11 protein-coding genes are annotated in these 15,802 nt (G+C 41.3%); 6 read left to right on the forward strand and 5 right to left on the reverse strand.

The genetic code is table 11. The features are described 5' to 3' along the window. The 5 genes from RMO27_RS20490 to RMO27_RS20510 form a co-directional block, all read right to left on the reverse strand. Window positions 1–623: hypothetical protein (locus RMO27_RS20490; RefSeq protein ID WP_309736042.1), on the reverse strand; the 623-nt coding region annotated here is incomplete at its 3' end. A gap of 10 nt (window positions 624–633) precedes the next feature. Then, window positions 634–1,398 (reverse strand): hypothetical protein, encoded by a 765-nt coding sequence (locus tag RMO27_RS20495; protein WP_309736043.1) that lies wholly within the window; start codon window positions 1,396–1,398, stop codon window positions 634–636. Between the two features lie 81 nt (window positions 1,399–1,479). Further along, window positions 1,480–4,737: a hypothetical protein gene (locus RMO27_RS20500; protein ID WP_309736045.1), complete on the reverse strand. Its 3,258-nt coding sequence runs from the start codon at window positions 4,735–4,737 to the stop codon at window positions 1,480–1,482. Between the two features lie 269 nt (window positions 4,738–5,006). Then, window positions 5,007–6,530 carry a hypothetical protein gene (locus RMO27_RS20505; protein WP_309736047.1) on the reverse strand — a complete coding sequence of 508 codons (1,524 nt, stop codon included), beginning with the start codon at window positions 6,528–6,530 and terminating at the stop codon, window positions 5,007–5,009. A 295-nt stretch (window positions 6,531–6,825) separates the two neighbouring features. Continuing rightward, on the reverse strand, window positions 6,826–7,320 hold the full coding sequence (locus tag RMO27_RS20510) for a hypothetical protein (RefSeq protein ID WP_309736049.1): 495 nt from the start codon (window positions 7,318–7,320) through the stop codon (window positions 6,826–6,828). Window positions 7,321–7,825: 505 nt separating this feature from the next. On the opposite strand from RMO27_RS20510, the gene RMO27_RS20515 reads away from it, so the two are divergent. From RMO27_RS20515 to RMO27_RS20540, 6 genes are all read left to right on the forward strand, one after another. Continuing rightward, a complete protein-coding gene (locus RMO27_RS20515) occupies window positions 7,826–9,103 on the forward strand; it encodes a hypothetical protein (RefSeq protein WP_309736051.1) in 1,278 nt (425 codons plus the stop codon). Window positions 9,104–9,170: 67 nt separating this feature from the next. Beyond that, complete coding sequence (locus RMO27_RS20520) at window positions 9,171–11,729, forward strand: ABC transporter substrate-binding protein (protein WP_309736053.1); 2,559 nt, start codon at window positions 9,171–9,173, stop codon at window positions 11,727–11,729. A gap of 220 nt (window positions 11,730–11,949) precedes the next feature. Further along, window positions 11,950–12,381 carry an antitoxin Xre/MbcA/ParS toxin-binding domain-containing protein gene (locus RMO27_RS20525; protein WP_309736057.1) on the forward strand — a complete coding sequence of 144 codons (432 nt, stop codon included), beginning with the start codon at window positions 11,950–11,952 and terminating at the stop codon, window positions 12,379–12,381. Then, window positions 12,378–12,851, forward strand: coding sequence for an RES family NAD+ phosphorylase (locus tag RMO27_RS20530; RefSeq protein ID WP_309736059.1), 474 nt, complete (start codon window positions 12,378–12,380; stop codon window positions 12,849–12,851). Before RMO27_RS20525 ends, RMO27_RS20530 begins: the two co-directional genes overlap by 4 nt. 35 nt (window positions 12,852–12,886) lie before the next feature. Then, the gene (locus tag RMO27_RS20535; RefSeq protein WP_309736061.1) at window positions 12,887–14,440 is read left to right on the forward strand and encodes an IMS domain-containing protein; all 1,554 of its coding nucleotides are present in this window, start codon (window positions 12,887–12,889) and stop codon (window positions 14,438–14,440) included. 16 nt (window positions 14,441–14,456) lie between these two features. After that, window positions 14,457–15,802: serine hydrolase (locus RMO27_RS20540; RefSeq protein WP_309736063.1), on the forward strand; the 1,346-nt coding region annotated here is incomplete at its 3' end.

The raw sequence follows: 15,802 nt of genomic DNA on the forward strand, positions 1-15,802 counted from the left end.
AACCAATTAAAACCATCTGCTGGGGGATTTGATGGTTTGACAGTTGCAGTAGCACTTGGTGTCGGAGTTACTTGTGGAGTAGCTTTAGCATAAGTCTCTAGCTCTTGTCCAAATTTTACAATTTCCTCACTCAGAGCTACACTGGTTTTTTTACCAAAGAATTTACCTTCTTCTGCTCCGACATCTTTAAGTTGGATCTTCAGCCGTCCCTGAAGATTTTTTAGATCTGGATTTTTACCAGAAAGATCTTCAAAATAGATAATCTGCTTAAAACTCTTGATTTTATCCTGAATATCTTTAGTTGTCACTTTGTCGATCTTGTCGAGAGCTATGTTGAATCTTTTTAATTCATCTGTTAAATTATCTCGAAGTTTCCGGTCAACATTTTGCTTGCTATCTTTGACAGCTCTCTTATCTAATAATTCAACTAGTTTTTTCTGAGACTGTTGATATTCTTTTAATAATTTTGGATCGATAGTCCCTTTCGATCCATCGTTAGATTGCAGACTTGGGCTGCTAGCCACTGGACTAGAAGTTACTGAAGGCTCGTTAGATGTTCCTATACAACTATTTAAGAGCGCGATCGAAACTATATATATTAATATTAATTTTGCATTTTTCATGACTATATATTTACAGTGTAAATGATATGATGTTGCCTTTTTCTTCAAGTTGCCAAGCTATAATTCCAGTAGATCGATCGGCACAAAGTATAGCAGGCGATCCCAAGATTATTCTCTTGTACCCAGCGGAGTAACTGGCATCTTGGAATGAGAACAAAGATCTTAATAGTTCTAAGTTATGTGTGTTGAACAATTGTTTGGGATTGGGGAATAGATAGCTATATCCGTCAACTTCAAGCAGCCAAAATTTTCCTGACGGAAACCGAGCTAAGACAACAGGACTGTCACTTTTAGTACGTCTTGTTTCAATCCAATCTTTAGTTTCATCAACCTCTGTTATTTGATAGTAATTACCAAAAGAAGATGCATATTGATTATAATCAGCAATCAATTTTTGCAAAGAACTGGAGACATTTTGTCTTGGATTAGGAGCCTCGGTTGCTAAAACTACTTGTTGATTCGTATGTGAATATCCTGAAGGTATGGGAAATAAGGCTGGCTCGTGAGGGGTTCGCTCTTTTTTGATTTCATCGATTTGGCTGCGAACAGATCCGATATCTTTGGATAACTCCTCCTTCAATTCTTGATAAAGGGTTTGTCCAAATGATGCTATTAAAGATTGAATTTGAGCTTCGATCGATTCCGCAGATCGATCTGGTGATAAGTCAATTCCATCAATTAAGTACTGAATTTGTCGATCGATATTCTTTTGAGTCTCGATCGAACTCCGAATTTGCTGTTGAATATTAATTAACTCGCTCTTCAGATCGGGCATAACTAAATCGGGTAGTAGAATGCAATGTGAAAGCAGATCTTCTGCACCTACGGCTTGAAGATCTGCTGTGCTAGGTTGATGTTAACGACCAGCCCATTCTTTAGCTAAAACAGTGAGTAGAGCCTTCAAACCCAAAATAAACGGCGGCTCTTCGCGGATTGCGGTAGTTTCACCACGGACACTTAGCAAGACAGTACGTAACTCTCGATCGACTTTATCCCATAGCTTATTACTATAAGTTGGATCTAAACCCTGCCTTTTTTTGTAACTCTGTAAAGGCTGAACATCTTCAACCCCCAATTCTACTACAGCATCGTTAAATTCATCGACAAACTGCTTGAGATGAGTCAAATCGGGAATGGTAAAGCTAGTGATGTCACCATCAATATCCCCAAAATCCAATCGATCGTCAAATTTAAATTCTCGACCATTAATCGTAAAGTTTTCTCCAGAAATTGGATGGTCTGGATTTTTACCAGGTTTAGCAAGTTTAGTCCGACTTAGTACTAGACCGCAAGCTACCTCATCTTTGGGAATTTTACTAACTTTGGTAGGATCGCCGATTTCTTCTAAACCAGAAGCTCTGCTTAATAGGCGATTGAATAGTTCGTTAATGCCAGAAAAAGAACTAAATTCTCCCGTCGGGACTAACCAATTTAACAGCCGCGAACCGTTGCCGCCGATGTATACCGAGGGAATTTTGCTTTCGGTATACTTACCTTCTTGGCGCATCACACCTACTATCGTTCCCACGTAGTAGTATAGCCCCGCCATCCCCAAGGAAACTATTCGCACAAAGCCCAAGAAATCTGGATCTTCTTCGTAATTGTGGCGTTCTTCCTTCAGCCAGCGATCGCTTTTTTCGCGTAAGAGGACATCAATTTTGGTTTTGAAGATATCGGGAGCGAGATTACTCCAGTTATCCTGGTTGTCAAACCATTTAGCCAACAGATCGGGACGAACTTCAATTAGTTGAGAAAATAAATGTCTACCTGCTAGTTGAATCGAGCATTGATGAATGGGGATCAGTTCTTGCCAGAGGGAAATATCCGCCGTCCCACCCCCCAAATCGATACAGACGCTACGGATCAAGTCATGTCCCTCACGATCGCCAAAATATTGGGCAATTGCTAAACTTTCAGTGCGAAAATCTGGCTGTTCGGGACAGGTTTGGGTAATGCCAGTCTTTTGTTGTAGTTCGGTGGTGATGTCTTTCCAGTTACGCGCATATTGGGTGAGATCGCGGCGGGAAAATGCCGAAGGATATGAAATTGACCACTCAATTTGCTTGACACCTTGCTTGGCAGCGATCGCGGTAATAATTAGACTTAAATGGTGGAGAAATAAGCGATTTGCTTCGATACTCTTCCATTTAATATCTGTCTCGATATAGTTATTTTCGATTTCGCGGTGTTGGGAACTACCGTATTTGGGAATATAGATGCGACCATCATAGATCGGGCGGGGACGATTGCCGCGAGTTTGACCGCGAGTAGTGAGAATACTTGCCAAGGGCAAGGGATTGTCGGTGGGAATAAAGCGTTCGGGGATAAAGTACTCAAATAAAACGTTGATTCTAGTTGAGACATCAGATTCAGTTACTTTGAGATGCAAACTATCGCGCTCGTCCTGGGGATTGATTTTTAGTTGCTCGGCTGCACCGCGATGATTGACATAGATATTGGTAAAAGAAGTCCCAAAATCTACGCCGACTTTCCAAGTTTCCGTCGGATTTAATACGGGTGGTTGCTTGATTAAAATCAGTCCCAAAGATTCTTTGTAATTATCCACACAGCGGACGTGACTGGGGAATTCACTCAAGCGGGTAATTAGATATTTCCCATTATCTTCCTCAAAACTGTGGGGTTCTTTTGCCTGGGTAAATTCGACATTAAAAGTGCGATCGCCTAATTCACAGTCAAAATAGAAAGCATAGTATTCTTGCCAACTCGGCAGGCGGAAATTCGGCCAGACTTCCAGTACGGGTACGCCTACGAGAGCGTGTTGTTCCTCTAGGGGGTAATCTTTGTAGACTTGATACTCTTGGGGGCGTTTGCTCTGGGGATTAGTGCCCGATAGGGGTAAGGTTAGGGTGGCGCGAACTGTATTGCTATTGCCATTTTGAGTAAACTTCAGCCGTTTGACCAGATCGTCTGGGGTGAAGTAGTCTAATAAGATATTATCGAGAGGCAGCAGCGGACTCATTTTATTGCCATTGAATACCAGCGGTTGGTTGGGGATCGGGCTAATCGTCCCTGGTAAAGCCGCTTCTCGATCGATAAATGTCAGATTGGGCAAAAATAAATCTTTGGTTTCCCGCCATACCACGTCATCCCAGTTCATAATCTTGCCACTGCGGAGATCGTCAAGATTCAGAGATGCGAGGGTTTTATCCTTGTGAACGCGGATATCTTGGGGTTGGAGATTCCAGACTCTGGCAACTTCTGGATCGACTATCAAGAGCGGCTTGAGGGGATTTTTGCCCTCACTGCCTACCAAGCGCAGATGGGAGTCACCAATACCGATGCTTTTGAGTTTGGCTGGTTGATTGAGCGCGAACAAAATCCCCGTATTAATCGGGATGCCAAAGTAAGCGGGGTCATCATCAAGGATACTGGGAATATCCCCATCTGCGATACTGCCAATCAGATCCGCTTGAAAATTACTAATTAGTGTGTCGATGCGATTAATCGCTGCGGGGTTGTCTTCACATGTTCTGAGTTGATTTTTCAGGTTCATCAGCCAGCCCTTGAGCAAAGCTTGCTCTTCGGCGGATAGATAATCATGGGGACGGCGCAGCCGCTTGGTATCGCGATTCCACCACGGTAAGTCATCCCAACGTCCGTCTACAGTGGGTACGACTAAGGTACTGGGGCTAGTCATCCCCACTGGACGATCTTTCCAGAACCAGACGTAGTTATCCAGCCACGCATTTTTATTCCGCAGTTTGTAGAGGTTATGAGTTTCGTCGGGTTGAAGATTTACCAGTGCTTCAGCAAATTGGTAGCGGCGATATTCTTCTAAATCGATCCGCATTACCTTTAAGGGCAGGCTACGTACTTTCGCTAATGCTAAGGCTGCCAACATCCCTTGCCATTGGGTAACGGTATCGTGGTGTAGGGGATGAGTTTTATCGACTAGCCCCATTTCCATCGTCAGAGCGGCTGCCCACATAGTGGGTACTGAGTTAATCAGATTGCGATCGCCAGGTGCGGCATAGTCGAGATCTTTGGCGAGAGTTTTGAGCTTAACGCGCGGGTATACCTGCCATTCACCACTTTTATCTGGGAGATTTAGTTCTGAGTTTTGTTTGAGTTTCGGTAACACAAATATGGGCATTCGATCGACTCCTGCAAGAATTGATAATTGATAATTTGGGGAAATAATCTTGGTGGGCAGAAATCAACGTTGTAGGGGCAGGTTTATGCAACTAATCCAAACTTGAAATTACCCTTCGTTCAAACCTGCCCAACCCCACCAGCTACCTAAATATTTCTTCATCAACCCAATGAGAAATTCAATCTGAAGGTTGATAGTGGGTGAGGGCGGGTTTGAAACAAATCTCTAGTACTAATGATATTTATTCCATAAACCCGCCCCTACGAATGTTAACAGCCAAGATTAACCTGCTTATACAAGGCTTTTGCCAGCCCTGCGGTACCTCGATCGATCTCTTCTCGTCGTCGATTATCTAAACCCCCTTTAATATTTGCTAGATCGTCTTGCTGTTTTTTAGTACGCGGATCGCGGGTGTCTTCGACGATCAGATCGCTGAGACTATCGCGCCGAATATTACCACTGGCATCACCAAAACTTTGCGTTTTGAATAGTTCGACTCGATCGCTTTCACACTGATGCAAGCTATTAATCCACCGCAGATAATCCCGACTCCAAGTACTAATTATTTTAATTGCTTCCTGTTGATGGGGTGTATCAAATTTAAATGTCGATTCACCGCGATCGCCACTATCATAATAACGATCTAACCAAGGTGCGAGTTTACCGTAGCGGTTAAAACCTTGAGTTCGAGCTTGCTCTAATTCTTTTTCAATTTCTGACAGCCAGATGTAAGATAGTCTAGTACTATTTGCCATCAATTTTTTGACATTCGGCCAATCTGGGAGATCTCGCCAAGTAACCAAACCCTGTTGTTGCCTACTCAACAGCATCAGACTATCAGTGCGATCGTTCAATAAGAAATCCCGTGCCCCCAAAGCCGCCATCAATTCAATAAAATGGGGCTGATTATTCTGAGTGCCTCGACCGACGCTAAACTTAACTGCTTCAGTACTTTCATTGCCTAGCAAGTAAATACTATCAAATAAATCGCCACTGCGATCGACATAATAACGCAATGCGGCTTCTGTGTTCAGCAAAAAATGATCCGCTGACGCAAATAAACCCTCATTACTTTCGGCATCCGGCGGCACCGTAAAGCTAAAGTACGGCAATAAGAAGACACAGCCCAGCCTGACAGCTCCCCGAATATTTTTGCTCTCACCTGGAGGATTGAGACAATTATTAATTAATTTGGCGATCGTCGGCAACCCAGAAGCCCCCGTACCGCCAAACATCGAGCCGCATAGCAATATCTTGGGATTTTGTCCACTACCTGCATCAGCTTCAATACTTTGGATCAAAGTACTCCAAGGTGCCTCTCCTAGCCGTCGCATATCGATTTGACTCATTACTGCCGAACCGATCGAAGGTCGTCCCCGAAAGCCTTCGTCTAGTGTTTGAGTGCGCTCCTCGGAACTATACAACACATCAAACAAACTCGACAAAGCTGGTTCGTTACTGCGAAGGGTACTATACCGAAAAAACGAACCCAATTCGCGGTTCTGAGATTCTTGGGCAAAAGGCGACCATAATCCATGATATTTGATGGTAGTCCCCATCCAACCAGAGCTGATGGCTTTGTCTCCAGCATTTACCAACTGCTGGCAATTTTGATAAATATTGAGACTATTTCGCGTCCGCTCGACATTACCATTAGATTCGTCGGGATCGACCAACAGTAATTCTAGTTTACTGTCGCCTAGCAGCCCAGTAGCCGCAAAATGAATCATGGATTCCAGGCATTTAGCCCCCGATCCCCCAACACCGATTACATATAACTTATTTGTAGACATAGTTTGCAGATCTGCTGTAAAAGTAGAAAATTTCGCCTCCGGTTGGCGAATAAATATTCAGGTTGCTGGTGGGGTTGGGCGGGTTTGTTCGATATTTGTCGGTACAAATCTGGACTAGCTAGCATAAACCCGCCCCTACGGTTGGCGTGAAAAATGCGTCATCGATTTGTCTATAGATCTGTAGGGGTGGGTTTATGCAAATTAATGTTGATGTTACTGTTCGATGTCAAACAAAACCCACCCTCCGCCACCAGGATCTAAAAAGATTTCCAATGGGTTCTATCCACAAATTTACTCACCGTCGAAAGAGTGCTGCACCAGGTGGTAGGCGTTTTGCCAAACCAGGGGTACTCGTAGCGGTAGCCGCCCAATAGACTACTAACACATCGAAGCTAAACATCGCCGCCAAAATTGGCAGATCGATACCAGTCAGCTTGCCAATGGTTGCTGATGGCTGAACCGCAAATAACAACGCCGCCACCACACCCAGTATCGGTATCAATAATAATAGCCACCAGCCGATCGACCTAGCCGCCGCTGCTTTACCATCAGATGGGGGCGAGGAAATATTCCACCCACACCAGATACCAGTAGCTAAAATCGAGACAATAAACACAATCGTAGCTGCTGGCATGTAATTATCCGAGAGCCACAGATCCTGTTTCTGAATATCTGCCAAGCGCACAAACCCAGCCGAATAAATCAGCGGTTGCAGGACAAACATCAGGAGGAAACCCACTAGCGTAAAGACAAATAAACGTATAATTTCCCCAACATTTCTACCGATCATTTTCTTAATTGAATAAAAATAATTGACTTCCTAATATTGCTTACTTTAACATTAGTATTATAGCTGTCGCAAATAAAATCAGTTAAAGATCGACATCTTAACAAACTGGGTTTAATTTCAACAAATATTAATATTTCTCGGAAAAGTAGCGATGAGCAGAGGATATACTTCTTATCTACCCAGAAAAATTATGATAATGAAGATCGTCGAGGATGACTTTGCTCGCACAAAATCGAACAGAACTCAGACCGAGTAAGTATCCCAGCATCATTAAATACATTAAATGACGAGAGATTACTGAGAATTTTGACAGGCTGACTGGGCAAACTAGAGATTGGGGAGTCACCAGTCTATTACAGCAACTGTTACATGTAAATATCGATATCCTCCAACGTTTCGATTGCCCAAACACTACTCACTGATTAATCGTACCCCATTGTTTAAACAAATTTACATGTGTAAAATACTACTCAGTTGTATCAGAATCTCGCTGTCGATCGTGTTGATGTCCGTAATAACTAGCTGCAATCGCCAAAATACCGCAATTGGGACGAGAGAGGGAGAGACTAAAGGTGATAAACAATCTTTACCTTGCCAACTGGCAAACTCGATCGATAAAAAAACTAGCGACTCCAATGCCGCTGGCGCGATCTTTGTCGATGCCTCTGGCTCGATGACGGGGTATGTAAATAGCAGCGGTAGCGACTATAGTAGTGCTGTCAATTTTCTAGACTCAATTTTCGATCCGCAGCAAACCAAATATTTCAGCTTTGACAGTACTGCCAAATCGATTAATAGGGATACATTTTTTGACTCAGCTCGGCAACCTAGCTTTTACAAAGGTAAAGACAGCAAAATCGATGTAGCCCTGGACAGCGAACAGGGACGAAAAAGTAGTTTGGTAGCGATCGTTACCGACTTAGAACAAGATAAAGGTGATGTTAATCGGATCGTCCAAAAACTAGCCACCTACATCCAGAAACCAAACTCTGCGCTCGGTTTAGTCGGCATCAAAAGCAACTTCAACGGCACTGTCTACAATCTCAACAACTCAGCTTTTAGCTATAGCAAAGAACGACCATTCTACCTCTTAGCGATCGGCAATGAAGCTGAAGTCAGCAAACTAATCGGCAAATTCAAGACAAAATTTGCCAAATCCGCCCAAACCATCATCTTTCGCCAGCAACTACCAGGCGATGAATTAGCTTATCTCAAACTACCTGGAGCAAAAGTCGAAAGCCTACGCGGTAAACTCTCATTCCCCCAATCCCTCCAGCAGGATATCCGCGTCGAGCGAGGAGATCAACTGATCGAATTATTAGAAATAGACAAACGCGCCAGAGAACCCCTAACTGGATTGAATTACGAACTCAATTTTCCGGCAAATGAAGGGGGGACAGTACCTACGATCGCCACAAGCAGATTACAAGTGAACAAAGTTCTCGCCTACGATCCTAAAACAAAAAAAATGGAAGAAAATACTACCGCCACCAAAGCTCTAAAACTCAATCTGACACAGCAGGGCAAAACCGCAACGGTAAATGTCACGATCGAGGCTCAAGATCTACCAGTGGGCATGTATTACATGACAGCCGATTTACCTACTGCTGGGCTAATTGCACCAGACAGTTGGAAATCTTGGCATCAAGACATCAACAAGTCTCGCAATAATGATGGCTCGAAAACGATGGGATTATTAGATTTTATTGATTCACTGGGCAACAAAGTCAGCGAACAACAGAGGATCGCTGGCAGGCTTTGTTTTGCCATTCAGAGGAATTGATTTTGGGTGCAATGTTGGTGATTAAAATTGTTACTAAATTGTATATCTTTAGATCTGAGATTAGGCTATGAATCCTTCAACTGTTTATTGTTTGAATCCTGCTTGCCTCCAGGAAAATAAACTGACTGCAACTGTAACCAATAAATTACAATGCCAGCATTGTAATCAGCAGAGCTTAAAGCTCGGCAATATTTTTTATGCCACCAGGCCATTATCAACAGATCTACAACAAAACACATCAGTAAAAAGAATTTCATTTTTGGCACGTAAAAATGCAGAAGAAAATGATAACTATTGTATTAAGCTCATTTGCAATAGAATGCCTAATATACTTGGTGGAATTCTCAATAATTCCTTGCCAGAATTTGCCAGTCCCATAAGTAATATCTTGGAATTAAATCCAGATCTAAGAAGGATTAAAGAGCGTAATCCAGAACCAGATCACATCCCAATTGTCGAAGAAATCTTTCAGAATGAATTTTGTGTGTATATAGTAAGCCGATATATTAAGGGTCAAAATTTACAGCAAAAGATAGCAGTACATGGCTTGTCTTCAGATTATATTTTGAAAGTATTTAAAAAAATTGCTGAAGCTCTTAAAAAAATTCATGACAGAGGATTTGTTCATGGCGATATTAAACCAAAAAATATAGTATTTAGTAGCAATGACGATGATAAAATATTTTTTGTCGATCCTGTTGCAGCGAAAGACTTCGGAGCGTATAAATATGTTCCACAAAATAAAACAGCTTATGTCCCACCTGAACTGTTAACACATGTCGATCGAACAAGTCAATATCCCTATCGAGAAGATTATGGAAAAAGCCATGACTTATATGCAATAAGTGCGGTATTTGTAAAGGTACTTTCCAATACGTTTCATGATGATTATTGTGTGCGAGATGGTAATAACAAATGGGATTGGACATCTAGTATAAAGGGAGTAGATACACTTAAACTAGAACTCGATCGCTTAGTTGCTTGGGAAGCTGGATTTAGGAACATGCAAAGCGTAGCTATATTAATACAGTGCATTGAACAATTATCGCCACAAAGTACAACATCTCAATCAAATACAGGAGAACAAACTCCAATCAAAACAAATAACTGCCTGAGTAGATATATTGGATTTACAACTTATATCCCTGTATTAACATGGTTAGGTGTTTATTACAATAATCTGAATGAATCAGACAAGCAAAAGTTTTCTACTAAATTACTAATGATAACAGTCCCTGTCATTACTGTCATAGGTGGTCCCAGTGTTATTTTTGGGGGTATTTGGTGGTTGGCGACTAATGTAATTTTTTCACCCCCAAAACCTGAAAATAACAATATCTCGGAAAATTCGAGAATTAGTCAAGGAGAAAAAATACTAATTAAACAAGAACATCAAGATCCACAATTTTTAGATCTCAAAGAACAAGGTAAAAATTACTTTAAAGAAAAAGAGTATCCCAAAGCTTTAGAGTCATTTAATAATGCTTTAGATAGACGTAAAAATTCCCCTGAAACACTAATTTACTCTAATAATGCAGAGATTGCTGATAAACCAGCCTACTCGATCGCCGTAATTGTTAGAAGTGAAAAACCACAAGATTCCTTAAAAATTTTACGCGGTGTAGCTCAGGCTCAAGATGAAATTAATAGTCGAGGAGGCATAAATACAAAGCGTCTGAAGATTGTCATTGTTAATGATGACAATGACAAGGAAATTGCAAAAAAAATGGCTAACGCTATTGCAGATAGAAATGACATTTTAGGAGTCATAGGACATTATTCTAGTGATTGTACTATCGCTGCTGCTCAAGTATATAATGAACGTCAGTTAGTCGCAATCTCTGCAACTAGCACGTCGGACAAAATTAGTCACTTTAAACCTTATGTATTTCGCACTGTTCCTAATGACAGCGACGCAGGAAAAATCTTAGCTGATTATACAGCAAACAAATGGAAAAATGTTGCCGTAGTATTTGATAGTGACAATGAGTATAGCAAGTCGCTCAAGTCTGCTTTTATCAAAAATGTACAGAGACAATGGGTGAATGTGGTCGGTGAAATTGATATTAGTGAGGAGAGTAAATATCTCGAAGATAGAATCCAAAAACTGAGCGATAGATCCCAAGTATTGATGTTGGCATTACCTGATAGTAGGTTGCTGGCATTTTCTCAGATCGCGACAGCAAACAGAAAAAAAATGCAACTTTTGGGTGGGGATGATTTGTACAAAAAGGAGATATTGGAAAATATTCAAAATTTGGAGGCAAAGACAGAATATTCGGTGGGTATGGTTTTAGCGGTTCCTTGGGCTATTGATAAGAATAGGGGGAAACCCTTTGTTAAAAAATCATCCGAGTTGTGGAATGCCGATGTAGATTGGCAGACAGCAATGGCTTATGATGCTACTCAAGCTCTAATACATGCGATTGGAAAAGAAACAAAACCCACTAGGGAAACTGTAAAGAATGCACTTCGCGATCCTAATTTCAAAGTAATAGAAGGTGCAAATGAAACAATTGAATTCAATGGTAGCGATCGAAATGCTAACGACAGATTGGTACAAATAAAAAAAAGCAAGGAAAATCGCTCTGATACTGGGTATGATTTCGTTGAAATTAATCCTTAAAGTTATGGCACTGGGCAATTAAGTACGATCGTTAATATCTGACGATCGAGCAGATGAAGTTCTACAATCAAATTCCAGTCCACGCAGGTAGACTTTGTAACAATAGCCACGATTTTAATCGTAGGCATTTATATCGATAGCAACGTTTTGATAAATGCTCGATCGGGAAATTGAGCACTTAGCGTTATAATTAAGACAGATGCCTAAATTGAGGTGAGTTATGGCTCCATCAACACAATTACTGGATATTTTGGGAATTCCAGGCTCGACAAGTCCATCTTCAGCGATCGATCGTGCTGAAATAGTCCGGCGCGGATTATCGATCGAGTCTTTTAAGCGAGTGGCGAGTTACTACCAACTTTCAGACGCTCAGATGTCCAAAGTGGTAGGAACTTCAGTCCGAACGATCGTCAGACTTCAGAAAGAAGATAAGCCTCTAAACTCCACTTGGTCCGATCGATTGTACCGACTAGCGAGAGTTGCTGCTCAAGCCCAGGATGTATTTGAGAGTGCAGACACGGCGACTAGCTGGCTGAAGCGACCCAATCGAGGCTTAAACGGTCATGCGCCTGTCGATTTACTCGATACGGATGCAGGGACAGAGCAAGTGGTGGAATTACTCGATCGAATTGAGTATGGAGTGTACAGTTGAGTTTAAGTTTGTGGCGAATTTCTAAGCGGAAGTATGCAGATACAGCTTTTAGTGGCGAAGGTGCCAGACGAGTCGGCGGACGTTGGAATTCTCGCGGACAAGGGATGGTTTATACTTCGGGAACGCTGTCACTAGCGGCGTTAGAAGTCTTCGTCCACATGGAGATAGAAGATGTGGCGACGATGTTGGCTTACATTCGGGTGGATGTGCCGACAGAAGTAAAGATCGAGTATCTAGAAGTGGCTCAGTTGCCTCCAGATTGGCGAAATATTCCCGCACCTGCTGTTTTGGCGACTATGGGCGATAACTGGTTTCTGTTAGGTTCGACAGCGATTTTAGCAGTGCCTTCGGTGGTTATTCCAACAGAATATAACTATTTAATTAATCCGTCACATCCTGATTTTGTAAAACTAAGGGTACAATCCCCACAACTATTTGAGCTAGATCCCAGACTTTGGAAAAGTAGTTAATTAAAAAAAATATCCTCATGAATACTTAAAAAAAGATGCTAAATCAAACCAAATATAATTCCATCACTGTTCTCCAATCATCTATCACCGAGCAATCGGTGATGGTAGATTGTCCTGATCGAGAGGAAAAAACCGCGATCGTTCAATCATACTCAACCGATCGAGCCGACGAACTTCTCTCAGCTCATAGTAGTCAGATCGATCGATTGATTCCTCTCCGTCATCCAAATATTCAATCGATAATCGAGGTATTTGTTGAAGAGCATAATTTACATCTAGTCACGGGAGCCGTTCAAGGTAAACGCGCTGCTACTCAGGTTCCTCTATCAGCAGAACGCTGCGAAAAACTGCTCAAGGATATACTTCCAGTCTTAACTTATCTCCACGGTCGAGGTATTACCCACGGTAATATTTCACCCAACACCATCTTATTTCAGGCTCAAAATCAACCCGTCTTAACTGATTTTCAAGCAATTACCGAACTCAAAATTGCTGCTGGCGGAGAAGTATATCCACCGATCGGTCAACAATTGCAGGAAATTCATGTAGCTAATATCCCTAGTGGACAACAGTTCGATCTCTACAGTTTGGGTGTAACTACTATTTATCTCCTCAGCAATCGAGAATTAAACCACTTATACGATCTCAATACTCACAAGTGGCGGTGGGAAAATCATCTCGGCTCTAGCAATGATAAATTACTACGGGCGATCGATCGACTGCTCAACCACCCCACCTCTGCGGCGGAAGTTTTGCAAGAATTTCAAATTCAATCGAGAGTAATTCTCGATGCACCGATTCCAAATTCAGACACTATCGATCGTCAATCTAGTATTTACCCACCTCTTCAAACTCCGACTATAAGCACATCCGATCGAACAACGACTGTTTTACCACCACCCACTAATTTTCAACCCACCCAGACGAATATTCCGCAACCTCCAGCAGAAAATAAGTCGTTGCAAACCTTACTAATTGGTGGAATTGGCGGTGCATTAATTTTGTTTGTCGGTATGTCGATCGGTAGCCAAAAATCTAAATCGCCAGAACCAATCACTAACAATATTTTAGGAGCTTCACAAAATTCACCCAACCCTTCATTCATTCCAGATTCACAAAATAATGATAATAGTAAAGATCCACCTCAACCTTCACCTAATTCGCTCGATTTTACTCGTAATGATGCTAGTAATTTAATTAGTCAATGGCTTGAAGCAAAAAAAAGTGTGTTCGGATCTAGTTATAGTAAAAGTGCTGGTGAAGCGTTAACAACTGGTTTAGCTTATCAACGAAATATCACAGATGATTCAGGTGCCGAAAAAAGTTCGGTAGATGAACTCTCAAGTGCTGGTATGTATTATACTTATGGCAACCAGCAGATACACCAAATTGCTGATATTCGCTCGATCGATACCGATGAGGTAAAGGTGATAGCGATTGTTTCAGAGCAGCGTACTTTGCATAATAAACAAACGGGTAGTGCTAGAGATTCTTACACCAATAGAGCTACGTCTTGCTATCAATTCAAGAAAGTTGGCGATCGCTGGAAAATATCTAAAACACCGGAGCTATTTAAATCGTGTTCGTAAATATTAGCCTTGATGTATGAATAATAAAAATTCAACTAGATCCCGATCTCTTCCCAGATGGATTCGTCAAATATTTTTCCTGTCTAGGAAAAAGCTTGTTAATCTAAAAAAATATACTGCACATCATAAAAGCAATCAAAAATTGTTGTTTTTATCAATAGTTGCTACAACGATCGCCACGATATTGCTAATTACTTACGGGATCGCGAATTGGCAAAATAGTCAAAAGACACCTCTCATTAGCTCTGGAAATACGCCGAATCGATCGACGGCTCAACCAATCCAACCACCATTGATCGTTTCATCTTCTTCCATCCCTAATTCTATTCCTCAGATACCACCCAAAGTGCCGCTGTGGGCTAAGAATAGCAAAGATTTTCAACTGCCAGCTCATCGATCGATATGGGATAATAATCGAGGAATTTCTTATGTTCCAGATAATAAGCCATTGTTCCAGCCTAGTAAAAAATTAACAGCAGTTGTTGGTAAAATAATCAATCTAATTAACAAGAGAAAATTGAGAACCGATCGTGTATCAATTACCTTGATTGATGCAAATACTAGTGAAATTGCGGAATATCAACAGGATAAGCTGAGGTTTCCCGCTAGTATTGCTAAATTGTTCTGGCTGGTTACTTTAGAGGGGCAGATCGAAGCTAAGATGTGGAACAACTCAGTTGCTTTCGATCCATTTGTCAAGAAAATGATGACAGAATCAGACAATGATTCCAGCAGCTTTATCATCGATAATATTACAGGTTCTTATTCATCAAAAGAACAAGTACCTGACAATATATTAAAACCATGGCTGAAACAGCGGCAATTTAGAATTAATGAATATTTCAAAGCCGCAGAATACAACCCAAATATTAACCTCACTCAAAAAACTTATCCAATTCCTTATCTAGAATTATCTAAACCCACAGGTAACGAATTACAAATTCGTGCTAATCCTACCAATCTAAACCAACCAATTAGAAATAGTCTGACTACATTTGATGCCGCTAGATTAATGTATGAAGCTTGCTATAAAAAACAAGCGGTGTCAGATGCTACCAGTACTAAAATATGTTCGCTATTAGAGCGTAATGTTGATAAAAAAGAATGGTCGAAAATAAAAGCAGATGATTTTAATCCGATCCAATCTTTTTTTGGTGAGTATCTACCAAATAAAAACGTCAAATTCTATTCTAAAGCTGGATGGGTACCGACACTGACTAGAGCCGAAGTATGTCTGGTAAAAATACTCGATCAAAATAAATCTTATGTACTAGCTGTTTTTGCCGAAGATCCAGCATTTGACAAGGATAAAATCATCTTCCCTGAAATATCAAAGCTTGTTTATAATGAGATGAAATATAC

The sequence above is a fragment of the Chamaesiphon sp. OTE_75_metabat_556 genome, assembly GCF_031378165.1.
GTDB lineage: Bacteria > Cyanobacteriota > Cyanobacteriia > Cyanobacteriales > Chamaesiphonaceae > Chamaesiphon.